The organism is Pseudomonas inefficax (genome assembly GCF_032164165.1).
GTDB lineage: Bacteria > Pseudomonadota > Gammaproteobacteria > Pseudomonadales > Pseudomonadaceae > Aquipseudomonas > Aquipseudomonas inefficax.
In genome coordinates, this window is record NZ_CP134401.1 from 4220084 (window position 1) to 4245169 (window position 25086).

Consider the following 25086-nt stretch of genomic DNA (forward strand, 5'->3'; position numbering starts at 1 on the left):
AACGGGTTGCATTTTTCGCCAACGCAGGTTCTGCGCTGGCGCCATTCATGTCCAAGGCAGGTATTTCCGAAGCATTCGCCGGGCGTTGCGTGGAAGCGACGGGCGGGCAGAGGTGCAGCGAAAAGAATCGGGTAAGCAGGTGAAACACCGCACTTGTCGTTTTTTTTCGGTCTTCTCTACACAGCGCTGGTGGCGATTCCAGGCAATTCGGTAAACTGGCGAACACCCCGTAGGACGGCCTCGCGTCCTGGAGAATTGCGTTGGTCAGGGACCGGCAACGAGCCTGGTGCCACTGGCCTGCCGCTTTTGGCGGCGTTCGCGACTATAGCAGCAATGATTAAGTGCTTCAATTCCATAAAAAATTGTTATGATCCCGCAATGACGACCAATACCCCTCCGACTTCCGGCGTTCAGCTGATCGAAGTCGCGCCGGAGCTTGCCGGCCAACGCATCGACAATTTCCTCATCACGGCCCTCAAGGGCGTGCCCAAGACTTTGGTGTACCGCATCCTGCGCAAGGGTGAGGTGCGGGTCAACAAGGGGCGCGTCAAGCCGGAATACAAGATCCAGGCGGGCGACATCGTGCGGGTACCGCCCGTCCGCCTGCCGGAACGTGACGAGCCGGCGCCGGTAGCGCAGGGCTTGTTGCAGCGCCTGGAAGCGGCCATCGTCTACGAAGACAAGGCGCTGATCGTGATGAACAAGCCGGCCGGCATCGCCGTGCATGGCGGCAGCGGCCTGAGCTTCGGCGTGATCGAGGCGCTGCGCCAGTTGCGCCCGGACGCCAAGGAACTGGAGTTGGTGCACCGCCTGGACCGCGATACCTCCGGCCTGCTGATGATTGCCAAGAAGCGCAGCATGCTGCGCCACCTGCACGCCGCGCTGCGCGGCGACGGGGTCGACAAGCGCTACATGGCGCTGGTGCGCGGCCACTGGCCGACCTCGAAGAAGCAGGTCAACGCGCCGTTGCTCAAGAGCAACCTGCGCTCCGGTGAGCGTATGGTCGAAGTCAATGATGAGGGCAAGGAGGCGCTGACCCTGTTCCGCGTGCTGCGCCGCTTCGGCGAGTTCGCCACCATTGTCGAGGCACGTCCGATCACCGGTCGTACCCACCAGATCCGTGTGCACACCCTGCATGCCGGGCATATGATCGCTGGCGACAGCAAGTACGGCGACGAAGACTTCAGTCGTGAAATTCGTGACTTGGGCGGCAAGCGCCTGTTCCTGCATGCCTACGCACTGACCGTACCGCTGCCGGATGGTGGCGAGCTGAAGCTCGAGGCGCCAGTGGATGAAGTCTGGGCGAAAACCGTTGAACGTCTGAGTGCGTCCTGATCCATGAAAAAAGGCTATGAGCTACTGATCTTCGACTGGGACGGCACGCTGGCCGACTCGATCGGGCGTATCGTCGAGGCGATGAATGCCGCCGCCGAGCGTGCTGGTGAGGCGCAAAGCAGCGAGGATGCGGTCAAGGGCATCATCGGTCTGGCCCTGGGCGAGGCGATCCACACCCTGTACCCGCACCTGGCGCCTGCGCAGGTCGAAAGCTTTCGTCAGCACTATGCCGATATCTACATGGCCCTGGACCAGCAGCCCTCGCCGCTGTTCGAGGGTGTGGTCGAGTCGCTGGATGCCTTCCGTGCCGAGGGTTACCGCCTGGCGGTGGCCACCGGCAAGGCCCGTCGCGGGCTGGATCGGGTGCTCAAGGCCAACGGCTGGGAGCAGTTTTTCGACATCACCCGCGCCGCTGACGAGACCCGAGGCAAACCGCACCCGCTGATGCTCGAGGAAATACTCGGCCATTGCGGCGTCGAACCCGCGCGTGCGCTGATGGTCGGAGATTCGGCGTTCGATCTGCAGATGGCCAGCAATGCCGGCATGCATTCGGTGGCCGTGGGCTATGGTGCCATGTCACTGTCGGCGCTGGCCGAATTCGGCCCGCAGGTATGCATTGATCATTTTTCCCAGTTGCGTGAGTGGCTGGGTGGTTCCGCAATTCCATTTCCAAGGTAGGTAAGCATGGCAGACGAATGGAAAGCCCCCGAGGCCGAACCCGAGGAGCGCGAAGAGCGCAAGAGCTGGAAGCTGCTGGAAAAGACCCTGCTGGCGAGCGTTCAGGAGCAGCGCCGGGCGCGACGTTGGGGGATCTTCTTCAAGTTGCTGGCCTTCGTCTACCTGTTCGGCATCCTGATCCTGTTCACACCGTTGATGGACATGGACAAGGCGGCGTCGCGCAGTACCAGCCATACCGCGCTGGTCGAGGTGCGCGGGGTGATTGCCGACCAGGAGCCGGCCAGCGCCGACAATATCGTCAAGAGCCTGCGCGAGGCGTTCAAGGACAGCAAGACCAAGGCTGTGGTGATGCGCATCAACAGCCCTGGCGGCAGCCCTGTGCAGTCGGGCTACGTGTATGACGAAATCCGCCGCCTGCGGGCTGAATACCCGGCCATCAAGCTGTATGCAGTCATTGCTGACCTTGGTGCTTCCGGCGCCTACTACATCGCCAGTGCCGCGGACGAGATCTATGCCGACAAGGCCAGCCTGGTGGGCTCGATTGGTGTGACGGCGGCCGGTTACGGCTTTGTCGGCACCATGGAGAAGCTGGGAGTGGAGCGGCGTACCTACACGGCGGGCGAGCACAAGGCCTTCCTTGACCCGTTCTCGCCGCAGAAGCCGGAAGAGACCGAGTTCTGGCAGGGCGTGCTGAATACCACGCATCAGCAGTTCATTGCCATGGTCAAGCAGGGGCGGGGCGAGCGCCTGAAGGACAAGGAGCATCCGGAGCTGTTCAGTGGCCTGGTCTGGTCGGGTGAGCAGGCCAAGGAGCTGGGGCTGGTCGATGGGCTGGGCAGTGCCAGCTATGTGGCGCGCGAGATCGTGGGCGAGAAGGACCTGGTGGACTTCACCGTGCAGGAGTCGGCGCTCGATCGCTTCTCCAAGCGCGTGGGGGCCAGTGTGGCCGAGCGTTTGGCGATGTGGATGGGGTTCCAGGGGCCGCAATTGCGCTGATTTTGTGCAGCATGGCTGTCTTGGGTTTTGCGTCGTCTGTGAGATCGAGCGCCGCCCGCGCGGCGCTTCGCGGGGCAAGCCCGCTCCCACATTTGTTGCAACGTGCCGAACCTGTCAGGCCATGGTTGCAAACCTTGGTGCATGTCTTGAGACGGGGGGCGCCAATGCCCACCTCGAATTCCAGTCATGCCGTCAAGACTGACAACCATGGCCTCACAGGCATGGCCACGTTGCAACAAATGTGGGAGCGGGCTTGTCCCGCGAAGCGCCGCGCGGGCGGCGCTCGATCTCCCAGGCGCCAAAAATCTTGAGGCGAACTACGGGATAACCACCCCTTCCCTGGTCAACATATCCACCAACCTAATCAGTGGCAGCCCGATCAGGCTGGTCGCATCGCACCCGTGCGTGCTCTGGAACAGACTCACTCCCAGTCCCTCGGCCTTGAAGCTGCCGGCGCAGTCCAGCGGCTGTTCCGCCGCCACATAGCGCTCCACCCGCTCCCGGTCCAGTTCGCGCAGGGTCACGGTAAACGGCACGCAGTCCACCTGGCAGTGCCCGGTGGCGCTGTTCAGCAATGCCAGCCCGGTCAGGAAGCTCACCTGCTGCCCGCTGCACTCCAGCAGCTGCTCGCAGGCCCGCTCGAAGGTGTGCGGCTTGCCCAGTACCTGCTCGCCCAGTACCGCAACCTGGTCCGAACCGATGATCAGGTGCCCGGGGTGGCTGCCCGCCAGGGCCTCGGCTTTTTGCCTGGCCAGCCGGCGCACCAGTTCCATCGCCGGCTCATCATCCAGGCGCTGCTCGTCTATATCGGGGCTTGCCCAGGTGAAAGGCAGGCGCAGGCGCGCAAGCAGTTCGCGGCGGTAGGCAGAGCTGGAAGCCAGTAACAGAGGAAGCATGGTAGACTCCTGAATCAGTTGAACAAATTCTATCACGCACGATGCCGCCGAATTTCCTTTGACAGGGGCGGGGGGCATCCCTAGAATGCTGCGCCTATGTTGAATGACCCGATTCCACCTCACGTTGACCCGCGCAAATTAGCCGATCGTGGCGTAACCCTTAACGGTTCGCTGCAACTCGCTGATTTGGAAAGACTCTGCGACCCGCTTTCCGACAATGTCGGTACGGTGCAGGCGAAGTTCGATTTTGAACGAGATGAACAGCACGTAGTGGTTATCCACAGCGAGCTGGACGTCGAGGTCAAGATGGTTTGCCAGCGTTGTCTTGAGCTGGTCACCCTGCCGATCCACAGCGAATGTACTTACGCCGTGGTGAAGGAGGGTGCGAATACCCAGTCGTTGCCGAAAGGCTATGACGTGCTGGAACTGGGCGAAGATCCTTTGGATCTGCAGGCATTGATCGAGGAGGAGCTTCTGCTCGCCTTGCCAATTGTGCCTGCTCACCATCCGGAAGAATGCCAGCAGCCGGCGGGCGCAGACGAGCCCGAATCGAGCAAGGGCGAGGTATCGCGGTCCAACCCGTTCAGTGTTTTGGCGCAGTTAAAGCGTGACCCAAACGTTTAGGAGTTAATCAATTATGGCTGTTCAGCAGAACAAAAAATCCCGCTCTGCCCGTGACATGCGCCGTTCGCACGACGCCCTGTCGGAAAACGCGCTGTCGGTAGAGAAAACCACCGGTGAAGTACACCTGCGTCACCACGTTTCGCCAGAAGGCGTATACCGTGGTCGCAAAGTGGTCGACAAGGGCGCTGACGAGTAATCCTTGTCCGCTCAGATCATCGCGATCGACGCAATGGGCGGGGACTTCGGTCCCCGCAGCATTGTCCAGGCTAGCATTGCCTGCCTTTCGGCTACCCCCTCGCTGCATCTGACCCTCGTCGGTCAACCCTCCCTCCTTGAAGATCTTGTCAGCGGCCTTGCGGCTGCGGATCGCGCGCGCCTGCAAATCGTGGCCGCCAGCGAGGTGGTCGGCATGGACGAGCGGCCATCCCAGGCGCTGCGCGGCAAGCCGGACTCGTCGATGCGCATCGCCCTCGAACTGGTACGCGACGGCAAGGCCCAGGCCTGCGTCAGTGCCGGCAACACCGGGGCGCTGATGGCGCTGTCGCGTTTCGTGCTCAAGACACTGCCGGGTATCGACCGGCCGGCCATGGTGGCTGCGATTCCGACCCAGGCCGGTTACTGCCAGTTGCTCGACCTTGGTGCCAACGTCGACTGCAGCGCCGAGAACCTCTACCAGTTCGCCGTGATGGGCTCGGTGGCCGCCCAGGCCCTGGGTGTGCAACGGCCGCGCGTGGCGCTGCTGAACATCGGTACCGAGGACATCAAGGGCAACCAGCAGGTCAAGCTGGCGGCCAGCCTGTTGCAGAACGCCCGCGGGCTCAACTATATAGGCTTCGTCGAAGGTGACGGGTTGTATCGCGGCGAAGCCGATGTGGTGGTGTGCGACGGCTTCGTTGGCAACATCCTGCTCAAGTCGAGCGAGGGGCTGGCGACGATGATCGGCGCGCGCATCGAGCAGTTGTTCAAGGGGGGCGTTTTGTCGCGGGCTGCCGGGGCTGTGGCCATGCCGCTGCTCAAGCGCCTGCAGGCCGACCTGGCGCCGGCGCGGCACAATGGCGCGAGTTTTCTGGGGTTGCAGGGCATCGTCATCAAGAGCCATGGCTCGGCCGGGGTGCAGGGCTTCCAGAGTGCCATCCAGCGGGCCTTGATCGAGATCCAGGAAAACCTGCCGCAGCGCTTGCATGGGCGGCTGGAAGATCTGTTGCTGTAGCCTGTGCCGGCCCTTCGCGGGTAAACCCGCTCCCACAGGTGCCCCACATCCTTCAGGCCTGTGGTAACCCTGTGGGAGCGGGCAAGCCCGCGAAAGGGCCGGTACAGGTAAACAAAGACCTTAGGCATATCGCCGATGAAGTGCTTAAATGTGACCGCTTAGGTTCCGTCTCCATCCAATCTTTCAGATTCCGCGCCTGGCCCAGGGCCTGGCGCACCCTATCCGACGACAAGATCATAAGGGCTTGTTCAATGTCTGCATCTCTCGCATTCGTCTTTCCCGGTCAAGGTTCCCAGTCGCTGGGCATGCTCGCCGAGCTCGGCGCCGAGAAGCCAGTGATCATCGAAACCTTCAAGGAAGCGTCCGAGGCACTCGGTTACGACCTGTGGAAGCTGGTCCAGGAAGGCCCGGAAGAGCAACTCAACCAGACCGACAAGACCCAGCCGGCCATCCTCACCGCGTCCATCGCGCTGTGGCGCCTGTGGCTGGAAGAGGGTGGCGCCAAGCCAGCCTTTGTTTCCGGTCACAGCCTGGGTGAATACAGCGCCCTGGTTGCCGCCGGCAGCCTGAGCCTGAAAGATGCCGTGCGCCTGGTCGAGCGCCGTGGCCAGCTGATGCAGGAAGCCGTGCCGGCCGGTCATGGTGCCATGGCCGCCATTCTCGGCCTTGATGACGCCGTGGTCGTGGAAATCTGCGCCGAAGCGGCCGAAGACCAAGTGGTCAGCGCGGTCAACTTCAACTCGCCAGGCCAGGTTGTCATCGCCGGCAACAAGGCCGCCGTCGATCGCGCCATCGAGCTGTGCAAGGCCAAGGGTGCCAAGCGCGCCCTGCCGCTGGCGGTCAGCGTGCCGTCGCACTGTGCGCTGATGAAGCCGGCTGCCGAGCGCTTTGCCGAGTCGGTCAACGCCATCGAATGGCACGCCCCGCAAATTCCTGTAGTGCAGAACGTCACCGCTGCCGTTGCCGCTGGCCTCGATGCCCTCAAGCACGACCTGCTGGCGCAACTGTACCAGCCCGTGCGCTGGGTCGAATGCGTGCAGACCCTGGCCGCCAACGGTGCCGTCAACCTGGTCGAGTGCGGCCCGGGCAAGGTGCTGGCCGGCCTGAACAAGCGTTGCGCCGATGGCGTGACCACCTACAACCTCAACACCCCTGACGCCGTCGCCGCCACCCGCGCGGCGCTGGCCTGATTTGGAGAAGCTTGCATGAGCCTGCAAGGTAAAGTTGCACTGGTCACCGGCGCCAGCCGTGGCATTGGCCAGGCCATCGCCCTCGAGCTGGGCCGCCAGGGCGCGACCGTGATCGGCACCGCCACTTCGGCCTCCGGCGCCGAACGCATTGCGGCAACCCTGAAAGAGCACGGCATCACCGGTACCGGCATGGAACTGAACGTGACCAGCGCCGAATCGGTTGAAGCTGTACTGGCCGCCATCGGCGAGCAGTTCGGCGCACCGGCCATCCTGGTCAACAACGCCGGTATCACTCGTGACAACCTCATGCTGCGCATGAAGGACGACGAGTGGTTCGATGTGATCGATACCAACCTGAACAGCCTCTACCGTCTGTCCAAGGGTGTGCTGCGTGGCATGACCAAGGCACGCTGGGGTCGTATCATCAGCATCGGCTCGGTCGTCGGTGCCATGGGTAATGCCGGCCAGGCCAACTACGCGGCCGCCAAGGCCGGCCTGGAAGGCTTCAGCCGCGCCCTGGCGCGTGAAGTGGGCTCGCGTGGCATCACCGTCAACTCGGTGACCCCGGGCTTCATTGACACCGACATGACCCGCGAGCTGCCAGAAGCGCAGCGCGAAGCCCTGCAGACCCAGATCCCGCTGGGCCGCCTGGGCCAGGCCGACGAAATCGCCAAGGTGGTTTCGTTCCTGGCCTCCGACGGCGCAGCCTACGTAACCGGCGCCACCGTGCCGGTCAACGGCGGGATGTACATGTAAAACTGCAACTCAATGTGACGGATTTCGTAAAAAAAGAGTCATACTGCGAGCCTAAAATCCGTTATAAAGCTGCAACCAGATTCCAGGCAGCGGGTGTGGTGACTGGTGTGAAGGTGCGTTTAGCTTGAAAAGCGAACGTCTTTCTATAAAATTAGCCACCGGCCAGCTGCCTGACATATATCCATTAGGAGTAAACCTAGGTATGAGCAACATCGAAGAACGCGTCAAGAAAATCGTCGCCGAGCAACTGGGCGTCAAGGAAGAAGAAGTGACTCTCGAGAAGTCCTTCGTCGATGACCTGGGTGCCGATTCGCTTGACACCGTTGAGCTGGTGATGGCTCTGGAAGAGGAATTCGAGACCGAAATCCCTGACGAAGAAGCCGAGAAGATCACTACCGTTCAAGCTGCCGTAGACTACGTCAAAGCCCACCAGGCCTAAGACGCTCCAGTCGACGCTACTTGTCGGGGAAAACCGCACTGCCTTCGCCGGCGTGCGGTTTTTTCTTTGCGAGCGCCCCGCATTTCAGGCCGCTTTGTTCACCGCGCACCAAGAGCTTGTTGCCATTTCATTCCATTGCTTGAATGCAATGGCAAGAAACTCTGTGATTAGAAAAGGAGAGTACTGTGTCGCGTAGACGCGTCGTGGTCACCGGTATGGGTATGCTGTCGCCTCTGGGTACCGATGTACCGAGCACCTGGCAGGGCATTCTGGCTGGCCGCAGTGGCATTGGTCCGATCGAACACACGGACCTGTCTGCCTACTCCACCCGTTTTGGCGGCTCGGTGAAGGGCTTCGAGGTCGAGCAGTACCTCTCGGCCAAAGAGGCCCGCAAGCTCGACCTGTTCATTCAATACGGCCTGGCGGCCGGTTTCCAGGCGGTGCGTAATGCCGGCCTGGAAGTCACCGACGCCAACCGCGAGCGGATTGGCGTGGCCATGGGGTCGGGCATCGGTGGCCTGACCAACATCGAGGAAACCAGCCGCACCCTGCACGATTCGGGGCCGCGTCGTATTTCGCCATTCTTCGTGCCGGGCTCGATCATCAACATGATCTCCGGTTTCCTGTCGATCCACCTGGGTTTGCAAGGGCCGAACTACGCCATCGCCACGGCCTGCACTACAGGTACCCACTGCATCGGTATGGCCGCGCGCAACATCGCCTACGGTGAAGCCGATGTGATGATCGCCGGTGGCGCCGAAATGGCCGCGTGCGGCCTGGGCATGGGCGGCTTCGGTGCCTCCCGCGCACTGTCCACTCGCAACGATGAGCCAAGCCGGGCCAGCCGGCCGTGGGACAAGGGCCGTGACGGCTTCGTGCTGTCCGACGGCGCCGGTGCCCTGGTGCTCGAAGAGCTGGAGCATGCCAAGGCACGTGGTGCGACCATCTATGCCGAGCTGGTCGGCTTCGGCATGAGCGGTGACGCCTACCACATGACTTCGCCGCCCGACACCGGCGAAGGCGCTGCCCGTTGCATGACCAACGCCTTGCGCGATGCCGGCATCCAGCCGCAAGAAGTCAGCTACATCAATGCCCATGGCACCTCGACCCCAGCGGGCGACATCGCCGAAGTCGCGGCGATCAAGCGCGTGTTCGGTGAGCATGCCTACAAGCTGGCGGTCAGCTCGACCAAGTCGATGACTGGCCACCTGCTGGGCGCTGCAGGTGCCGTGGAAGCGATCTTCAGCGTGCTGGCGATCAACAGCCAGATGGCCCCGCCCACCATCAACCTGGACGAGCCGGACGAAGGTTGCGACCTCGACTTCGTGCCGCACCAGGCACGCAGCATGCCGATCGATGTGGTGCTGTCCAACTCGTTCGGCTTTGGTGGCACCAACGGTTCGCTGGTGTTCCGCCGGTTCGCCGGTTGATGCAAAGCTGGCTCGATGGCCAGCCGGCGGCTGCGGTGAACCTGCAGAACCGCGGCCTGGCCTACGGCGATGGGCTGTTCGAGACCATCGCCGTACGTGGTGGCCGGCCCAGCCTGCTGGACGGCCACCTCGCACGCCTGGCGCTGGGTTGCCAGCGGCTGGCAATCAGTGCCGACCTGGCGCTGGTGCGCGACGAACTCCTGCGCTATGCCAGCCAGCTCGGAGATGGCGTAGCCAAACTCATTCTTACTCGTGGCGACAGCCAGCGCGGTTACGCGCCGGTTGCCGGTGCCGCGCCGCGGCGTATCCTGCAGGGCAGCCCATTGCCCAGCTATCCTGTCGAACATGCCGAGCATGGCGTGCGCCTGTTCCCGTGCCAGACCCGGCTCGGGGAACAACCGCTGCTGGCCGGTCTCAAACACCTCAACCGCCTGGAGCAGGTACTGGCCCGTGCCGAATGGCAGGACAGCGAACATGCCGAAGGCCTGATGCGTGACGGGCAGGGCAGGGTGATCGAAGGGGTGTACAGCAATCTGTTCCTGGTGCGCGATGGTGTGCTGCTCACGGCTGATCTCAGCCGCTGTGGCGTCGCTGGCGTGATGCGCGCTGCGTTGCTGGAGCAGGCAGCGCTGCTGGGCATCCCGGGGCAGGTGTGCGACCTGCCGTTCGAGGCGCTGGAGCAGGCCGATGAAGTATTTGTCTGCAACAGCGTCTACGGTGTCTGGCCCGTGCGCGGCGTTGCCGCGCTAAACTGGTCGCCGGGCCCGCTCACCCGTAAACTGCAGGCCGTTGCCCGTACGTTACTGGAAACCTGAATTCGTGAGACGTAAATTCCTGCTGCTGCTGGAAATGGGCTTGATCCTCGCCGGCCTTGCCGTGGGCTGGTCGGCCTGGAAGGTCAACTCGGTCCTGCAGCAGCCCCTGCACGTGACAGAAGAGCGTCTGCTCGACGTGCCCAATGGCACCAACCCCAATCGCATGTTCTATCGCATGCAGAGCGAAGGGTTGCTCAACGATGCCGTCTGGTTGCGCCTGTACTGGCGCTTCAACATGGCCGGCACTCCCCTGCACACTGGTGAGTACCGCCTGACCCCTGGCATGACCGTGGAGCAACTGTTCGATGCCTGGCGCCGGGGCGATGTGGTGCAGTACAACCTGACCCTGGTCGAAGGTTGGACCTTCCGCCAGGTGCGCTCGGCCGTGGCCAGGCATGAAAAGATCAAGCATACCCTGGACGGGCTTTCCGATTCGGAAGTGATGGACAAGCTTGGCCATACCGGCGTGTTCCCCGAGGGGCGCTTCTTCCCGGACACCTACCGCTTCGTGCGTGGCATGACCGACGTCGAGCTGCTGCAACAGGCTTACATGCGCCTGGACGAAGTGCTGGCCAAGGAGTGGGCCGAGCGCAGCACCGACCTGCCTTATCGTGACCCGTACCAGGCGCTGATCATGGCCTCGCTGGTGGAAAAGGAAACCGGCATACCCCAGGAGCGCGGGCAGATCGCCGGCGTTTTCGTACGGCGCCTGCGTCTGGGCATGATGCTGCAGACTGACCCGACGGTAATCTATGGCATGGGTGAGCGCTACAACGGCAAGATCACCCGCGCCGACCTGCGCGAGCCGACGCCCTACAACACTTACACCATCACCGGCCTGCCACCGACCCCGATCGCGATGGTTGGCCGCGAGGCGATTCACGCGGCGCTCAACCCGTCCGATGGCACCAGCCTGTATTTCGTCGCCCGTGGCGATGGTAGCCACGTGTTTTCCGACGACCTCGACGACCACAACTCTGCTGTGCGCGAGTTCCAGCTCAAGCGCCGTGCGGACTACCGCTCCAGCCCCGCGCCGCAATCGCAGCCAGACACACAGCCACAACCAGGTGCCGACGAGGCCCAGCAGCCCGAGGCGCCTGCCGATGAGTCACCTGCGCAGCCAGCGCCCGACCAGCCGCCTGTGCAGGACGCCCCTGCCGGCGGCGCGCAAGCGGCCGAGCGGCCGATGCCTGACGAACAACATTAAGGACTGCCTGTGAGCGGCTTGTTTATTACTTTGGAAGGCCCCGAAGGCGCGGGCAAGAGCACCAACCGCGACTACCTGGCCGCGCGCCTGCGCGAGCAGGGCCTGGATGTGGTGCTGAGCCGTGAGCCCGGCGGCACACCGCTGGCCGAAAAGGTCCGTGAGCTGCTGTTGGCGCCCAGCGATGAAAGCATGGCGGCCGACACCGAACTGCTGCTGGTGTTCGCGGCGCGTGCCCAGCACCTGGCGCAGGTGATTCGTCCGGCGCTGGCGCGCGGGGCCGTCGTCTTGTGTGACCGGTTTACCGATGCCACCTACGCCTATCAGGGTGGCGGCCGCGGGTTGCCGGTCGAGCGTATCGCCACCCTGGAGCAGTTCGTCCAGGGCGACCTGCGCCCCGACCTGACCCTGGTCTTCGACCTGCCGGTAGAAGTGGGCCTGGCCCGCGCCGCCGCCCGCGGTCGTCTCGATCGTTTCGAACAGGAAGGCCAGGCGTTCTTCGAAGCCGTGCGCCAGGCTTACCTGCAGCGCGCCGAGCACGCGCCACAGCGCTACCGTCTGCTCGACGCCGGCCAGTCGCTGGAGGCCGTGCAGCGCGCCATCGATGCGTTGCTACCAGGCATCGTGGAGCGTTGCCGTGGCTGAGGCCTACCCCTGGCAGCAGGCCCTCTGGCAACAACTGGCCGGTCGCAGCCAGCATGCCCACGCCTATCTGCTGCACGGGCCGCAGGGTATCGGCAAGCGCGCCCTGGCCGAGCGCCTGATGGCGCGTCTGCTGTGCCAGCAGCCCTTAGGCCTGGATGCCTGTGGCGGGTGCAAGTCCTGTCTGTTGCTCAAGGCCGGCAGCCATCCGGACAACTTTGTCCTCGAACCCGAGGAAGCTGACAAACCGATCAAGGTCGATCAGGTGCGCGAGCTGGTGGCCTTCGTAGTGCAGACCGCACAGCTGGGTGGGCGCAAGGTGGTGCTGATCGAGCCGGTGGAGGCAATGAACATCAACGCCTCCAATGCCCTGCTCAAGAGCCTCGAAGAACCCTCTGGCGATACCGTGTTGCTGCTGGTCACCCACCAGCCCAGCCGCCTGTTGCCGACCATCAAGAGCCGTTGCCAGCAGGTTGCCTGCCCGCAGCCCAGCCTGGCCCAGAGCCAGGCCTGGCTGGCCGGCGCGCTGCCCGACAGTGACGAGGCCGAGCGCGACGAGTTGCTGACCCTGGCTGCCGGTTCGCCGCTGATGGCGGTCAGCCTGCAGGCGCAAGGCGTGCGCGAGCAGCGCGCGCTGGTCACCGACGGGGTAAAGAAGCTGCTCAAGCAGCAGCAATCCCCCAGTCAGCTGGCTGATGCCTGGAACGGTGTGCCGCTGTTGCTGCTGTTCGACTGGTTCTGCGATTGGGCGCACCTGATCCTGCGCTACCAGTTGACCCAGGACGAGGAGGGGCTAGGCTTGGCCGATATGCGCAAGGTGGTGCAGTACCTGGCCCAGAAGAGCCGTCAGGCCAAGGTGCTGGAGGTACAGGCATGGATCCTGGAGCAACGCCAGAAGGTGCTGGGCAAGGCCAACCTCAACCGCGCCCTGCTGCTTGAATCGCTGCTGGCCCACTGGCTGCAGTTGCCGGGCGCCCGCTGATTTTCATTTTTCATGTGTGCCGTTATCCCATGCTCGTAGATTCCCATTGCCACCTCGACCGTCTTGACCTGAGCGCCCACCAGGGCTCCCTCGATGCTGCCCTGCAGGCGGCGCGTGAGCGAGGGGTCGGGCACTTCCTCTGTATTGGCGTCAGTGCCGAAAATGCTGCTGCGGTGAAGGCGCTGAGCGAGCGCTACGCCGATGTCGATTGCTCGGTGGGCGTGCACCCGCTGGACCTGGCACCGGGTGAAACGCCGGCGCTGGAATGGCTGCTGCGCGAACTGGCTCACCCACATGTGGTGGCGATTGGTGAAACGGGGCTGGATTACCACTACGAGCCGGAAGCAGCCGAGTTGCAGCAGGCCTCGTTCCGCCTGCACCTGGAGGCCTCGCGGCAGACCGGCAAGCCGGTAATCGTGCACACCCGTGCGGCGCGTGCCGATACCCTGGCGCTGCTGCGCGAGGCCAGCCTGCCGCAGGCCGGCGTGCTGCACTGCTTCACCGAAGACTGGGACATGGCCAAGGCGGCGCTGGACCTGGGGTATTACATTTCGTTGTCTGGCATCGTTACCTTCCGCAATGCCGATGCCCTGCGCGATGTGGCGCGGCAGGTGCCGGTCGATCGGCTGCTGGTGGAGACCGATTCGCCGTACCTGGCGCCGATCCCGCATCGGGGCAAGCCGAATTTGCCGCAGTACGTGCGTGAGGTGGCGGAGTATGTGGCTTCGTTGCGTGGGGCCAGTTATGAACAGTTGGCCGAACAGACCACTGCCAACTTCAAGCGCTTGTTCCCGTTGGCGCGGGTGAGCTGAGCCGTAGGGCTTTGAGGTGGTGCCCGGGCACCAGGAGCCTGCCACAACAATTTCAGCGCCTATGAGATCGAGCGCCGCCCGCGCGGCGCTTCGCGGGACAAGCCCGCTCCCACATTTGTTGCAACGTGCCAAATCTGTCAGGCCATGGTTGCCAGCCTTGTTGCCTTGACTCAATTTCTCGGCTGGCGCTGCTGCCGCCCAACCTACCTCAAGCCATGCACCAGGGCGGGCAACGCCTCTCCCACAGACATGGCCACGTTGCAACAAATGTGGGAGCGGGCTTGTCCCGCGAAGCGCCGCGCGGGCGGCGCTCGATCTCACAGGCGCCGCATGGGTTGTGGCATGCACCTGCAAGCTCCCATGCAATCCCCCGAAATCCCTTACCGCGCCCTCGCCCCCGAAACCCATAAAAAAAACCCGGGTTCTGGGGGGGGAATCCGGGTTAAGACCATTAGGAGTAAAACAAAGGTACGCGGTCCCTGAGCACCTTTATCGGCGCGCCACTTGGGGGGGATGCGCCGCGCCAACACTTCAAGTATTGGTCAGGTTTGGCGCAGTGCCAGCGCATATTGATCGTTTTTTAAACAGATTTGGAATACGCCAAGGTTTCATTCCTCCCGCAGCGCATGGCAGTAAGCATCGTGAAACACAGACATGCTTGGATGATCCGTGCAATTTCCCGCAAGATAGGCATAATAAACCGCTTCGATTGTCATCCAGTCCTTCCTATGCAGAAAGAACCTCGTAAGGTCCGTGAGTTTCGCCGTCGCGAACAGGAAATCCTCGACACCGCGCTCAAGCTGTTCCTGGAACAGGGAGAAGACAGCGTCACCGTCGAGATGATCGCCGACGCCGTGGGCATCGGCAAAGGCACGATCTACAAGCACTTCAAGTCCAAGGCGGAGATCTACCTGCGCCTGATGCTCGACTACGAGCGCGACCTGAACGCGCTGTTGCATTCGGCCGACGTCGATCGCGACAAGGAAGCCCTGTCGCGAGCCTACTTCGAGTTCCGCATGCGCGACCCGCAGCGCTACCGGCTGTTCGACCGCCTGGAAGAAAAGGTGGTCAAGGGCAACCAGGTGCCGGAAATGGTCGAACAGCTGCACAGCATCCGTGCGTCCAACTTCGACCGCCTGACCCAGCTGATCAAGGGCCGAATCAGCGAAGGCAAGCTCGAAGACGTTCCGCCGTATTTCCACTACTGCGCCGCCTGGGCGCTGGTACATGGCGCCGTGGCGCTGTACCACTCGCCGTTCTGGAGCAATGTCCTGGAGGACCAGGAAGGCTTCTTCCAGTTCCTGATGGACATCGGCGTGCGCATGGGCAACAAGCGCAAGCGCGATCCCGAACCTTCCAACTGAGATCAGCTCATCAAGTTTGCACGGCCCTGTGGGAGCGGGTGTGCCCGCGAACACCGGCACAGCCGGTGCCAGCCACCGCGTTGAATTCTTCGCGGGCACGCCCGCTCCCACAGGGGCCGCGTTGCGCTTACAGGTTGAGTTCTTCGGGCGACAGCGGTCTCATACAAAATTCGGCAAATCTCTTGGGGGCTTGCAAAAACCTGATTTATGAGTCAGGTTTTGCCAGCCCCATCATCCATGCCGGAGTCATTCATGATCGTCGATCGTCAAGGCAGGCGTTTTCGCAACCTGCGCGTCAGCCTGACGGCTGCCTGTAATTATGCCTGCACCTACTGCGTGCCAGACGGCAAGCGCCTGGTGGCAGCACAGGACGAACTGCCGGCGGATGCCCTGGCGCGCGGCGTGGCCTACCTGATCGAAGCCGCCGGCATCGAGCGCTTGCGCATCACTGGCGGTGAGCCATTGGTCAGTCCGCGCCTGGATGCCTTCCTGGCTGCCGTGGCCAAGCTCGACCTTGACGATATTTCGCTGACTACCAATGGCCAGCTGCTGGCGCGCAAGTTGCCCCAGTTGCAGGCGGCAGGCATCCGCCGCTTGAACGTTTCCCTCGATACCCTCGATCCACACGCCTTCCGCCGTATTGCCCGGGGCGGCGACCTTGCCAGCGTGCTGGCGGGTATGGAACAGGCCAGCGCCATGGGCATGCAGATCAAGGTAAACATGGTGCCGATGCGCGGGGAGAACCTCGATCAGGTGTTGCCGCTGCTGGATTACTGCCTTGAACGCGGCTTCGAACTGCGTTTCATCGAACTCATGCGCATGGGTCACCTGGCCCGTGACCACAACGCCTTCCTGCAGCAGTTCGTCGGCCTCGACCAATTGCTCGCACTGATCGCTGACAAGCATGGCTACGTTCAGGTCGATGCGCCGTTGGATGCCACCGCCTTGCGTTATCAGGTGCCCGGCAAAGGCCACTTCGGCGTGATCGCCAACGAAAGCGTACCGTTCTGCCGTACCTGTTCTCGGCTGCGCCTGTCCTCCACGGGCTGGTTGCATGGCTGCCTGTCCTCGGGCAATCGCCATTTCGTCGGCGACTTGCTGGAAAAGCCGCGCCATCAGGCGCTGCCGGCCCTGCAACGCTTGCTGGTCAAAGCCTTGGCAGACAAGCAGGACCTGGCGTTTTCTGGCGATGTGATGGTGATGAAGGTGATCGGTGGCTGAAGCTGGCGCAAAAGCTGCATCCGCCGGCTATTCGCCGGTTTTTCGTCGCCGGCCACTGGAGGAAAGATGCGTAGCCTGGTTTTGCTGCTGGCGCTGATAGCGCTGGGCGGTTGCATGAATGTCAGCGATATGGGCGAGGGCGTCCGTTACCACCTGAGCGATGCCGGTCTGCTGGACCACAGCGATACCCGTCGTACCCTGTCAATCCGCCTGCAGCCTGATTCGTTCATCTTCATCGGCCAGGGCGCGTTCGTGCCGCCGGGCAAGGGGCCGGTGCCGCGGCAGAATGCGGTGGCCGAGCAGGCCTTCAAGAGCTTCGTCGAGTATTTCCCGCTGGTACGCCGCGCTCAAGGGCCACTGGGCCTGGAAGATGCCATAGCCCAGGCGCGTTCGGTGGGTGCCGACTACGTGCTGTATACCCGCTTCGCCCGCACCGACGACCGTATCGGCAATGGCGACGAGTGGTATGACGAGCAGGCAGTCGACCGCCTGGGCTGGGACACCGGTGTGGTGCAGATGATGCTCATCGAAACCAGCACCCGCTACCTGATCGATACTGCGCGGATCAAGAGCCGTGGCGGTTTGTTGACGTTCCACGATAATACCCCGGAGGATTTGCTTGGCGCGCCGATGCGCGAGTACGCTCGTAGCCTTCTGGGTATGAGTGAATGAGGCAAGCGTGATGAGCGATTCCGGCAAAGCCAATGATCTTCTGGCGCAGATCCCCAAAGCCAAGGGCTTGCCGCCGGTGCATCTGTGGAACCCGGACTTCTGCGGTGACATCGACATGCGCATCGCCCGCGATGGCACCTGGTACTACCTGGGCACGCCGATCGGTCGCAAGCCGATGGTGCGGCTGTTTTCCACCATCATCCGCCGCGATGGCGATGATTACTTCCTGATTACCCCGGTAGAGAAGGTGGGCATCCGCGTCGACGATGCGCCGTTCGTGGCCGTGGCGCTGGAAGTGGAAGGTGAGGGTGAACAACAGGTGCTGCGCTTCACCAGCAATGTCGAGGACCAGGTCGAAGCCGGGCCGGCCAACCCGCTGCGCGTGGTGATCGACCCGGACACTCAGGAGCCATCGCCGTATGTGCTGATGCGCAGCAACCTCGAGGCGCTGATTCATCGCAATGTGTTCTACCAGTTGGTGGAGCTGGCGGTGCCGCGCGAGATCGAAGGGGAAGAGTGGCTTGGGGTGTGGAGCCAGGGCGAGTTTTACCCGATCGGGCGTAGCAGCTGAAATTGTGTTGCCAGTGCTGGCCTCTTCGCGGGTGAACCCGCTCCCACAGGGTTCTCCACAGGTTTCAACGGCTGCGCTGTTCCTTGTGGGAGCGGGTTTACCCGCGAAAGGGCCGGCACAGGCAAAATCGGCCCCCTGCTTTTCCCCCGAATTGGCCATTTGCCATCGGCCAGTCAGGGCCTAACCTGCCGGCAACCGCCCTCAGGAGAAGCCCCCATGAAACCCCTAGCCATCATCCTCTTCGCCCTGCTCGCCACCCAAACCCCCGCCTGGGCACACGGCGACACCCCCGACCAGGTCAAGGTGCTGCAGCAGCAACAACCTTCGAACGCCCCCGGCAAGAACGCCGTGATGCTCACCGTCAGCTATGCCCCCGGCCAGGCATCACCCGCACATCGGCACCCAGGCGCGGTAATGGCCTACGTACTGGAAGGGGCAGTGGTATCGAAGCTCAACGATGAGCAGGAAAAGACCTACAAGGCAGGCGAATACTGGTACGAGGCGCCGGGTACCGTACACAGCGTGTCACGCAACGCCAGCAAGACCCGGCCGGCCAAGCTGCTGGTCTGGAGCCTGGTGGACGAGGGCAAGCCGGTGACCGAGCCGCTGGCTCAATAAGCCCGACGCAACGAAAAGCCCCCGGTCGCTTGCGCACCCGGGGGCTTTTTCAGTGTCTGGCTCCGCGACCTGGACTCGAACCAGGGACCCAATGATTAACAGTCATTTGCTCTACCGACTGAGCTATCGCGGAATCTGTGCGTATCTTACTGATTGCCTAGGGGAAGTCAAGCCACCCCTAGGCAAAACAAGGAGTTACAGCACCTGGACGATAGCTTTGGTCACCACGTGGATGTTGCTCTGGTTCAGCGCGGCCACGGCGATGCGGCCGGTGTCCAGCGCATAGATGCCGAACTCGTTCTTCAGGCGGGCGACCTGTTCGACGGTCAGGCCCGAGTACGAGAACATGCCGACCTGGCGACCGACGAAGCTGAAGTCGCGGTTGGCGCCATACTCGGCCAGCAGCGAAACCATCTGCTTGCGCATGCCGTGGATGCGCTCGCGCATTTCGGCCAGCTCGGTTTCCCACATCTGGCGCAGTTCGGCGCTGTTCAGTACGGTGGCAACGATGGTTGCACCGTGGGTCGGCGGGTTGGAGTAGGTGGTGCGGATCACGCGCTTGACCTGCGACAGCACACGGGTGCTCTCGTCCTTGGAGGCGGTAACGATCGACAGCGCACCGACGCGCTCGCCGTACAGCGAGAACGACTTGGAGAACGAGCTGGATACGAAGAACTCCAGGCCCGACTCGGCAAACAGGCGCACGGCGAAGGCGTCTTCGGCGATGCCGTCACCGAAGCCCTGGTAGGCCATGTCGAGGAACGGCACGTGGCCCTTGGCCTTGACCACTTCCAGGACGTTTTTCCAGTCGTCCAGGCTCAGGTCGACGCCGGTCGGGTTGTGGCAGCAGGCGTGCAGCACCACGATCGAACCGGACGGCAGGTTGTTCAGGTCTTCGAGCATGCCAGCGCGGTTGACGTCGTTGGTCGGCGCGTCGTAGTAGCGGTAGTTCTGTACCGGGAAGCCGGCCGATTCGAACAGCGCGCGGTGGTTTTCCCAGCTCGGGTCGCTGATGGCAACCACGGCGTTCGGCGACACACGCTTGAGGAAGTCGGCACCAATCTTCAGCGCGCCGGTACCGCCGACGGCCTGCACGGTAACCACGCGGCCAGCGGCCAGCAGTGGCGACTCGGCGCCGAACAGCAGCTTTTGTACAGCCTGGTCGTAGGTGGCGATGCCGTCGATCGGCAGGTAGCCGCGCGAGGCGTGCTGGGCGGCACGCTGGGTCTCGGCTTCGATCACGGCGCGCAGCAGCGGAATGCGGCCTTCCTCATTGCAGTACACACCCACGCCCAGGTTGACCTTGTCGGTACGTGGGTCGGCGTTGAATGCTTCGTTGAGGCCCAGAATAGGGTCGCGGGGTGCCAGCTCGACAGCGGAAAACAGGCTCATTGTTACCTTGGCTCTGATTGGAGTGTGATAGGACGTACACGCTCCAGCCCGAATGCACTGAAGCGGTGCACAAACGGGGAGTCAGTATAGTGATACCGACCGGTCACCGCGACAGTCCCGCATCGCTTTTCCGGTCATTTGCGCAAATATTTTTCGACCATTGGTCTAATTGCCGGGTCCACCGTAACAAGCGCTCACAGCTGTGCCTTGAAAGCGTCCCCCGGCGGGCGTATTTGGGTATAGACTACTGGCTAAATTTACAGTTGCTGCAACACCGCGAGGTCCGTCATGTCCGAGTTCCAGCTCGTCACCCGTTTCCAGCCGGCCGGCGACCAGCCCGAGGCCATCCGCCAGATGGTCGAAGGCATCGAGGCGGGGCTGTCGCACCAGACGCTGCTCGGGGTGACCGGTTCTGGCAAGACCTTCAGCATCGCCAACGTCATCCAGCAAGTGCAGCGGCCAACCCTGGTGCTGGCGCCGAACAAGACCCTGGCCGCGCAGCTGTATGGCGAATTCAAGGCGTTCTTCCCTAACAATGCGGTGGAGTATTTCGTCTCCTACTACGACTACTACCAGCCTGAAGCCTATGTGCCGTCGTCCGACACCTTCATCGAGAAGGACGCTTCGATCAACGACCACATCGAGCAGATGCGCCTGTCGGCGACCAAGGCGCTGCTCGAGCGGCGTGACGCCATCATCGTCACCACGGTGTCTTGCATCTACGGCCTGGGTAGCCCCGAGACCTACCTGAAGATGGTCCTGCACGTGGACCGCGGCGACAAGCTCGACCAGCGCGCGCTGCTGCGCCGCCTGGCCGACCTGCAATACACCCGCAACGAGATGGACTTCGCCCGCGCCACCTTCCGCGTACGCGGCGATGTGATCGACATTTTCCCGGCCGAATCGGACCTCGAGGCCATCCGCATCGAACTGTTCGATGACGAGGTCGAGAACATTGCCGCCTTCGACCCGCTGACCGGCGAAGTCTTCCGCAAGCTGCCGCGTTTCACCTTCTACCCCAAGAGCCACTACGTCACCCCGCGGGAAACCCTGCTGGAAGCAGTGGAGGGCATCAAGGAAGAGCTCAAGGACCGCCTGGAATACCTGCAGAAGGCCAACAAGCTGGTCGAGGCCCAGCGCCTGGAGCAGCGCACCCGTTTCGATCTGGAGATGATCCTGGAGCTGGGATACTGCAACGGCATCGAGAACTACTCGCGCTACCTGTCCGGCCGCCCGGCCGGGGCGCCGCCACCCACCCTGTACGATTATCTGCCAGCCGATGCGCTGCTGGTGATCGACGAATCCCACGTCAGCGTTCCGCAGGTCGGTGCCATGTACAAGGGCGACCGCTCACGCAAGGAAACCCTGGTCGAGTACGGCTTCCGCCTGCCTTCGGCGCTGGACAACCGGCCGATGCGTTTTGACGAGTGGGAGGATGTCAGCCCGCAGACCATCTTCGTATCCGCCACCCCAGGCCCCTATGAGGCCGAGCATGCCGGGCGCGTGGTGGAGCAGGTGGTGCGCCCGACCGGGCTGGTCGACCCACAGGTGGAAGTGCGCCCGGCGCTTACCCAGGTGGATGACCTGCTGTCGGAAATTCGCAAGCGCGTTGCGCAGGGCGAACGGGTGCTGGCCACCACGCTGACCAAGCGCATGGCCGAAGACCTTACCGACTATCTGGCCGACCACGATGTGCGGGTGCGTTACCTGCACTCGGACATCGACACCGTCGAGCGGGTGGAGATCATCCGCGACCTGCGCCTGGGTACTTTCGATGTGCTGGTGGGCATCAACCTGTTGCGTGAGGGCCTGGACATGCCCGAGGTGTCGCTGGTGGCGATCCTCGATGCAGACAAGGAAGGCTTCCTGCGCTCCGAGCGTTCACTGATCCAGACCATCGGCCGTGCTGCGCGTAACCTCAATGGCCGGGCCATCCTGTATGCCGACAACATCACCGGTTCCATGCAGCGCGCCATCGACGAGACCGAGCGCCGTCGCGAGAAGCAGATCGCCTTCAACCTGGCCAATGGCATCGTGCCCAAAGGCGTGGTCAAGGACATCACCGATATCATGGAAGGCGCCACCGTGCCGGGTTCGCGCAGCAAGAAGCGCAAGGGCATGGCCAAGGCGGCGGAGGAGAGCGCCCGTTACGAAGCCGAGCTACGCACGCCGGGCGAGATCACCAAGCGCATCAAGCAGCTGGAAGAGAAGATGATGCAGTTCGCCCGTGACCTGGAGTTCGAGGCCGCGGCGCAATTGCGCGACGAAATTGCCCAGCTGCGTGAGCGGTTGATTGCCAGCTGATTGCTTTGTCACCTGTATTGGCCTTTTCGCGGGTAAACCCGCTCCCACAGGAATCACGCAGTTTTCGATAGCTGTGTAGTATTTGTGGGAGCGGGTTTACCCGCGAAGAGGCCAGTACAGGCAGCCATCCACTCAATTGGATTTTCCAGCCTTCAATCCTTCATGCAACCTGCGGGTCGACACCACCGCCACCCTGCTAACCGCCAACCCGATCTCCACAAAACGGAAGGCATCGCACCATTGCTGGAGCCCGATGCCTGCCTCCTGCTAACATCCCGCCTTTGTTTCATCTTTCGTTCGAGACCCTCCATGACCACCGTACGCACGCGTATCGCGCCATCGCCTACCGGCGACCCCCATGTTGGCACTGCCTACATCGCCCTGTTCAACTACTGCTTTGCCAAGCAGCACGGCGGTGAGTTCATCCTGCGCATCGAAGACACCGACCAGTTGCGCTCCACGCGCGAGTCGGAACAGCAGATCTTCGATGCGCTGCGCTGGCTCGGCATCGAATGGAACGAAGGCCCGGATGTCGGCGGCCCGCACGGCCCGTACCGGCAGAGCGAGCGTGGCGAGATCTACGCCAGGTACGCCAAGGAACTGGTTGACGCCGGCCATGCCTTCTACTGCTTCTGCACCGCCGAAGAGCTGGAGCAGATGCGCGCCGAGCAGCAAGCTCGTGGCGAAACCCCGCGCTACGACGGCCGCGCGCTGTTGCTGAGCGCCGAGGAAGTGCAGCGCCGCCTGGACGCTGGCGAGCCGCACGTGATCCGCATGAAAGTGCCGAGCGAAGGCGTGTGCGTGGTACCGGACATGCTGCGTGGCGATGTCGAAATCCCGTGGGACCGCATGGACATGCAGGTGCTGATGAAGAACGACGGCCTGCCGACGTACTTCCTGGCCAACGTGGTCGACGACCATCTGATGGGCATCACTCACGTGCTGCGCGGCGAAGAGTGGCTGCCTTCGGCACCCAAGCTGATCAAGCTGTACGAATACTTCGGTTGGGAACAGCCCAAGTTGTGCTACATGCCGCTGCTGCGTAACCCGGACAAGTCCAAGCTGTCCAAGCGCAAGAACCCGACCTCGGTGACGTTCTACGAGCGCATGGGCTTCATGCCCGAGGCAATGCTCAACTACCTGGGGCGCATGGGCTGGTCGATGCCGGACGAGCGCGAGAAGTTCTCGCTGGCCGAGATGGTCGAGCACTTCGACCTGTCGCGTATCTCGCTGGGTGGCCCGATCTTCGACATCGAGAAGCTGTCCTGGCTGAACGGCCAGTGGCTGCGCGAACTGCCGGTCGAGGAGTTCGCCGCGCGCCTGCAGAAGTGGGCGTTCAACAGCGACTACATGATGAAGATCGCCCCGCACGTGCAGGGCCGGGTGGAAACCTTCAGCCAGGTTGCGCCGCTGGGCGGGTTCTTCTTCGAAGGCGCGCTGAAGCTGGACGCCAAGCTGTTCGAAAGCAAGAAGCTGTCGGCCGACCAGGTGCGCCAGGTAATCCAGCTGATCTTGTGGAAGCTCGAAAGCCTGCGTCAGTGGGAAAAAGAGCGCATTACCGGTTGCATCCAGGCGGTGGTCGAGGCGCTGGAGCTGAAGCTGCGTGACGCCATGCCGCTGATGTTTGCCGCCATTACCGGCCAGGCCAGTTCGGTTTCGGTACTGGATGCGATGGAAATCCTTGGCCCGGACCTGACCCGCTACCGCCTGCGCCAGGCACTGGACCTGCTGGGTGGTGTGTCGAAGAAAGAAAACAAAGAGTGGGAAAAGCTGCTGGCTTCTATTGCCTGATAACGCTCCTGAGGCCATCGCCGAACCTGTGGGAGCGGGTTTACCCGCGAATACGAGGGTGCATGCACCGCCGCCTTCGCGGGTAAACCCGCTCCCACAGGGCTCACTGTTCAGCTTTTGGTAGGGGCAGGGCGGTAAGTGATTGTTATCTGTGAAAATTTTTTTGAATATTTTGAAAAATTAGTTTGACAGCCCTGCAATCCGATCTTAATATGCGCCCCGTCCACAGCGATGAACGAAAACGGAACGCCAGGCACCCAGCCAGCGCTTCGGTTCAAAGCGACATTGTGGGGCTATAGCTCAGCTGGGAGAGCGCCTGCATGGCATGCAGGAGGTCAGCGGTTCGATCCCGCTTAGCTCCACCAAATTCCGCTTGGCAGTCAAGGCTGTCGGGCAAGACCGGGTCCAGCAACCGGGTCTTGAAGGTAAGAAGGTTCGTCCCCTTCGTCTAGTGGCCTAGGACACCGCCCTTTCACGGCGGTAACAGGGGTTCGAGTCCCCTAGGGGACGCCAGTTTTGTACAAGCGATGTTTCAGGATGTCGCTGGGCCGAGAGGCTAGAAATCCGGGGCTATAGCTCAGCTGGGAGAGCGCCTGCATGGCATGCAGGAGGTCAGCGGTTCGATCCCGCTTAGCTCCACCAATTTTGCCGCGGTTCGCGTAAGCGGATCGGCACGAAGGTTACGTCCCCTTCGTCTAGTGGCCTAGGACACCGCCCTTTCACGGCGGTAACAGGGGTTCGAGTCCCCTAGGGGACGCCACTTTTCCTGCGTTTTGCAGGGCTTTAAAGGCTCGTCGATTACTGATGAGCCTTTTGTTTCGGGGCTATAGCTCAGCTGGGAGAGCGCCTGCATGGCATGCAGGAGGTCAGCGGTTCGATCCCGCTTAGCTCCACCATTTCTGCCAGGGTTCACACGCGTGAATCTTCGCGAAGGTTACGTCCCCTTCGTCTAGTGGCCTAGGACACCGCCCTTTCACGGCGGTAACAGGGGTTCGAGTCCCCTAGGGGACGCCACGTTTACCCGCGTTTTGCGGGACTTTGAAGGCTCATTCGATTATTGAATGGGCCTTTTGTTTTTTTCCCCTGCTCATAAATTCGCGACCGACAGTCGGCTGCAGATTCTGCTTGCCAAAAAATATTATGA

The 25086-nt window shown here is 62.5% G+C and carries 24 protein-coding genes and 7 tRNA genes; 28 read left to right on the forward strand and 3 right to left on the reverse strand.

Going from position 1 to position 25086, the window contains the following annotated elements; all coding sequences use genetic code 11:
* The first annotated feature begins 378 nt into the window (after positions 1-378).
* From rluC to sppA, 3 genes are read left to right on the forward strand one after another with little or no spacing between them, the layout of a single operon-like run.
* Entirely contained in the window at positions 379-1335 is a 957-nt protein-coding gene (rluC, locus tag RIN61_RS19060; protein ID WP_025338212.1) for a 23S rRNA pseudouridine(955/2504/2580) synthase RluC, read from the forward strand.
* 3 nt (positions 1336-1338) lie between these two features.
* The gene (locus tag RIN61_RS19065) at positions 1339-2013 is read left to right on the forward strand and encodes an HAD family hydrolase (protein ID WP_252379360.1); all 675 of its coding nucleotides are present in this window, start codon (positions 1339-1341) and stop codon (positions 2011-2013) included.
* A 6-nt stretch (positions 2014-2019) separates the two neighbouring features.
* Entirely contained in the window at positions 2020-3009 is a 990-nt protein-coding gene (gene sppA, locus RIN61_RS19070) for a signal peptide peptidase SppA (RefSeq protein ID WP_207879769.1), read from the forward strand.
* A 317-nt stretch (positions 3010-3326) separates the two neighbouring features.
* Here sppA and RIN61_RS19075 read toward each other — a convergent pair whose 3' ends face one another.
* Positions 3327-3905 carry a Maf family protein gene (locus RIN61_RS19075; protein WP_133970746.1) on the reverse strand — a complete coding sequence of 193 codons (579 nt, stop codon included), beginning with the start codon at positions 3903-3905 and terminating at the stop codon, positions 3327-3329.
* A 96-nt stretch (positions 3906-4001) separates the two neighbouring features.
* Between RIN61_RS19075 and RIN61_RS19080 the strand changes: the two genes are divergently transcribed.
* The 17 genes from RIN61_RS19080 to RIN61_RS19160 all read left to right on the forward strand — a co-directional run bounded on the left by RIN61_RS19080 (position 4002) and on the right by RIN61_RS19160 (position 18455).
* Positions 4002-4529 (forward strand): YceD family protein, encoded by a 528-nt coding sequence (locus RIN61_RS19080; RefSeq protein WP_313853414.1) that lies wholly within the window; start codon positions 4002-4004, stop codon positions 4527-4529.
* A gap of 13 nt (positions 4530-4542) precedes the next feature.
* Positions 4543-4725 (forward strand): 50S ribosomal protein L32, encoded by a 183-nt coding sequence (gene rpmF / locus RIN61_RS19085; protein WP_003247154.1) that lies wholly within the window; start codon positions 4543-4545, stop codon positions 4723-4725.
* 3 nt (positions 4726-4728) lie between these two features.
* Entirely contained in the window at positions 4729-5739 is a 1011-nt protein-coding gene (plsX, locus tag RIN61_RS19090) for a phosphate acyltransferase PlsX (RefSeq protein WP_133970747.1), read from the forward strand.
* Positions 5740-5990: 251 nt separating this feature from the next.
* Complete coding sequence (gene fabD / locus RIN61_RS19095) at positions 5991-6929, forward strand: ACP S-malonyltransferase (RefSeq protein ID WP_112253334.1); 939 nt, start codon at positions 5991-5993, stop codon at positions 6927-6929.
* Between the two features lie 15 nt (positions 6930-6944).
* The gene (fabG, locus tag RIN61_RS19100) at positions 6945-7685 is read left to right on the forward strand and encodes a 3-oxoacyl-ACP reductase FabG (protein WP_003247160.1); all 741 of its coding nucleotides are present in this window, start codon (positions 6945-6947) and stop codon (positions 7683-7685) included.
* A 202-nt stretch (positions 7686-7887) separates the two neighbouring features.
* On the forward strand, positions 7888-8124 hold the full coding sequence (gene acpP / locus RIN61_RS19105) for an acyl carrier protein (protein ID WP_016715141.1): 237 nt from the start codon (positions 7888-7890) through the stop codon (positions 8122-8124).
* Positions 8125-8309: 185 nt separating this feature from the next.
* Entirely contained in the window at positions 8310-9554 is a 1245-nt protein-coding gene (gene fabF / locus RIN61_RS19110; protein WP_112253333.1) for a beta-ketoacyl-ACP synthase II, read from the forward strand.
* Complete coding sequence (pabC, locus tag RIN61_RS19115; RefSeq protein WP_207879740.1) at positions 9554-10369, forward strand: aminodeoxychorismate lyase; 816 nt, start codon at positions 9554-9556, stop codon at positions 10367-10369. Before fabF ends, pabC begins: the two co-directional genes overlap by 1 nt.
* A 4-nt stretch (positions 10370-10373) precedes the next feature.
* On the forward strand, positions 10374-11576 hold the full coding sequence (gene mltG / locus RIN61_RS19120; RefSeq protein ID WP_112253331.1) for an endolytic transglycosylase MltG: 1203 nt from the start codon (positions 10374-10376) through the stop codon (positions 11574-11576).
* Between the two features lie 9 nt (positions 11577-11585).
* Positions 11586-12218 (forward strand): dTMP kinase, encoded by a 633-nt coding sequence (gene tmk / locus RIN61_RS19125; RefSeq protein ID WP_112253330.1) that lies wholly within the window; start codon positions 11586-11588, stop codon positions 12216-12218.
* A complete protein-coding gene (locus tag RIN61_RS19130) occupies positions 12211-13197 on the forward strand; it encodes a DNA polymerase III subunit delta' (RefSeq protein ID WP_112253329.1) in 987 nt (328 codons plus the stop codon). The genes tmk and RIN61_RS19130 overlap by 8 nt, the downstream gene beginning before the upstream one ends.
* Positions 13198-13226: 29 nt before the next feature.
* Complete coding sequence (locus RIN61_RS19135) at positions 13227-14009, forward strand: TatD family hydrolase (RefSeq protein ID WP_112253328.1); 783 nt, start codon at positions 13227-13229, stop codon at positions 14007-14009.
* Positions 14010-14737: 728 nt separating this feature from the next.
* A complete protein-coding gene (locus tag RIN61_RS19140; protein ID WP_003260720.1) occupies positions 14738-15373 on the forward strand; it encodes a TetR/AcrR family transcriptional regulator in 636 nt (211 codons plus the stop codon).
* Positions 15374-15625: 252 nt separating this feature from the next.
* Positions 15626-16594, forward strand: a complete 969-nt coding sequence (locus RIN61_RS19145; RefSeq protein ID WP_112253327.1) for a GTP 3',8-cyclase MoaA — start codon at positions 15626-15628, stop codon at positions 16592-16594.
* Positions 16595-16660: 66 nt separating this feature from the next.
* Positions 16661-17266 carry a DUF4823 domain-containing protein gene (locus tag RIN61_RS19150; protein ID WP_112253326.1) on the forward strand — a complete coding sequence of 202 codons (606 nt, stop codon included), beginning with the start codon at positions 16661-16663 and terminating at the stop codon, positions 17264-17266.
* 10 nt (positions 17267-17276) lie between these two features.
* On the forward strand, positions 17277-17837 hold the full coding sequence (locus RIN61_RS19155; RefSeq protein WP_112253325.1) for a DUF1285 domain-containing protein: 561 nt from the start codon (positions 17277-17279) through the stop codon (positions 17835-17837).
* 216 nt (positions 17838-18053) lie between these two features.
* Positions 18054-18455, forward strand: a complete 402-nt coding sequence (locus tag RIN61_RS19160; RefSeq protein ID WP_112253323.1) for a cupin domain-containing protein — start codon at positions 18054-18056, stop codon at positions 18453-18455.
* Between the two features lie 57 nt (positions 18456-18512).
* Here RIN61_RS19160 and RIN61_RS19165 read toward each other — a convergent pair.
* Both RIN61_RS19165 and RIN61_RS19170 read right to left on the reverse strand, forming a co-directional pair.
* Positions 18513-18588, reverse strand: a tRNA-Asn gene (locus tag RIN61_RS19165).
* 62 nt (positions 18589-18650) lie between these two features.
* Positions 18651-19847, reverse strand: coding sequence for an amino acid aminotransferase (locus RIN61_RS19170; RefSeq protein WP_075044142.1), 1197 nt, complete (start codon positions 19845-19847; stop codon positions 18651-18653).
* Positions 19848-20135: 288 nt separating this feature from the next.
* On the opposite strand from RIN61_RS19170, the gene uvrB reads away from it, so the two are divergent.
* From uvrB to RIN61_RS19210, 8 genes are all read left to right on the forward strand, one after another.
* Positions 20136-22151, forward strand: a complete 2016-nt coding sequence (gene uvrB, locus RIN61_RS19175) for an excinuclease ABC subunit UvrB (protein ID WP_112253321.1) — start codon at positions 20136-20138, stop codon at positions 22149-22151.
* 309 nt (positions 22152-22460) lie between these two features.
* Positions 22461-23942, forward strand: coding sequence for a glutamate--tRNA ligase (gene gltX / locus RIN61_RS19180; RefSeq protein ID WP_025338230.1), 1482 nt, complete (start codon positions 22461-22463; stop codon positions 23940-23942).
* 289 nt (positions 23943-24231) lie between these two features.
* A tRNA-Ala gene (locus tag RIN61_RS19185) sits at positions 24232-24307 on the forward strand.
* Between the two features lie 72 nt (positions 24308-24379).
* A tRNA-Glu gene (locus RIN61_RS19190) sits at positions 24380-24455 on the forward strand.
* A gap of 53 nt (positions 24456-24508) precedes the next feature.
* A tRNA-Ala gene (locus tag RIN61_RS19195) sits at positions 24509-24584 on the forward strand.
* A gap of 42 nt (positions 24585-24626) precedes the next feature.
* Positions 24627-24702: transfer RNA gene (locus RIN61_RS19200), tRNA-Glu, on the forward strand.
* Between the two features lie 60 nt (positions 24703-24762).
* Positions 24763-24838 (forward strand) — tRNA-Ala (locus RIN61_RS19205).
* A gap of 42 nt (positions 24839-24880) precedes the next feature.
* Positions 24881-24956: transfer RNA gene (locus RIN61_RS19210), tRNA-Glu, on the forward strand.
* The last annotated feature ends 130 nt before the right edge of the window (positions 24957-25086 follow it).

Excerpts from the sequence above, each read along its gene's own strand:
- rluC (WP_025338212.1), top strand. The coding sequence starts at position 379 with ATGACGACCAATACCCCTCCGACTTCCGGCGTTCAGCTGATCGAAGTC.
- RIN61_RS19065 (WP_252379360.1), top strand. The coding sequence starts at position 1,339 with ATGAAAAAAGGCTATGAGCTACTGATCTTCGACTGGGACGGCACGCTG.
- sppA (WP_207879769.1), top strand. The coding sequence starts at position 2,020 with ATGGCAGACGAATGGAAAGCCCCCGAGGCCGAACCCGAGGAGCGCGAA.
- RIN61_RS19075 (WP_133970746.1), bottom strand. The coding sequence starts at position 3,905 with ATGCTTCCTCTGTTACTGGCTTCCAGCTCTGCCTACCGCCGCGAACTG.
- RIN61_RS19080 (WP_313853414.1), top strand. The coding sequence starts at position 4,002 with ATGTTGAATGACCCGATTCCACCTCACGTTGACCCGCGCAAATTAGCC.
- rpmF (WP_003247154.1), top strand. The coding sequence starts at position 4,543 with ATGGCTGTTCAGCAGAACAAAAAATCCCGCTCTGCCCGTGACATGCGC.
- fabD (WP_112253334.1), top strand. The coding sequence starts at position 5,991 with ATGTCTGCATCTCTCGCATTCGTCTTTCCCGGTCAAGGTTCCCAGTCG.
- fabG (WP_003247160.1), top strand. The coding sequence starts at position 6,945 with ATGAGCCTGCAAGGTAAAGTTGCACTGGTCACCGGCGCCAGCCGTGGC.
- acpP (WP_016715141.1), top strand. The coding sequence starts at position 7,888 with ATGAGCAACATCGAAGAACGCGTCAAGAAAATCGTCGCCGAGCAACTG.
- pabC (WP_207879740.1), top strand. The coding sequence starts at position 9,554 with ATGCAAAGCTGGCTCGATGGCCAGCCGGCGGCTGCGGTGAACCTGCAG.
- RIN61_RS19135 (WP_112253328.1), top strand. The coding sequence starts at position 13,227 with ATGCTCGTAGATTCCCATTGCCACCTCGACCGTCTTGACCTGAGCGCC.
- RIN61_RS19140 (WP_003260720.1), top strand. The coding sequence starts at position 14,738 with ATGCAGAAAGAACCTCGTAAGGTCCGTGAGTTTCGCCGTCGCGAACAG.
- RIN61_RS19145 (WP_112253327.1), top strand. The coding sequence starts at position 15,626 with ATGATCGTCGATCGTCAAGGCAGGCGTTTTCGCAACCTGCGCGTCAGC.
- RIN61_RS19150 (WP_112253326.1), top strand. The coding sequence starts at position 16,661 with ATGCGTAGCCTGGTTTTGCTGCTGGCGCTGATAGCGCTGGGCGGTTGC.
- RIN61_RS19155 (WP_112253325.1), top strand. The coding sequence starts at position 17,277 with ATGAGCGATTCCGGCAAAGCCAATGATCTTCTGGCGCAGATCCCCAAA.
- RIN61_RS19160 (WP_112253323.1), top strand. The coding sequence starts at position 18,054 with ATGAAACCCCTAGCCATCATCCTCTTCGCCCTGCTCGCCACCCAAACC.
- RIN61_RS19170 (WP_075044142.1), bottom strand. The coding sequence starts at position 19,847 with ATGAGCCTGTTTTCCGCTGTCGAGCTGGCACCCCGCGACCCTATTCTG.
- uvrB (WP_112253321.1), top strand. The coding sequence starts at position 20,136 with ATGTCCGAGTTCCAGCTCGTCACCCGTTTCCAGCCGGCCGGCGACCAG.
- gltX (WP_025338230.1), top strand. The coding sequence starts at position 22,461 with ATGACCACCGTACGCACGCGTATCGCGCCATCGCCTACCGGCGACCCC.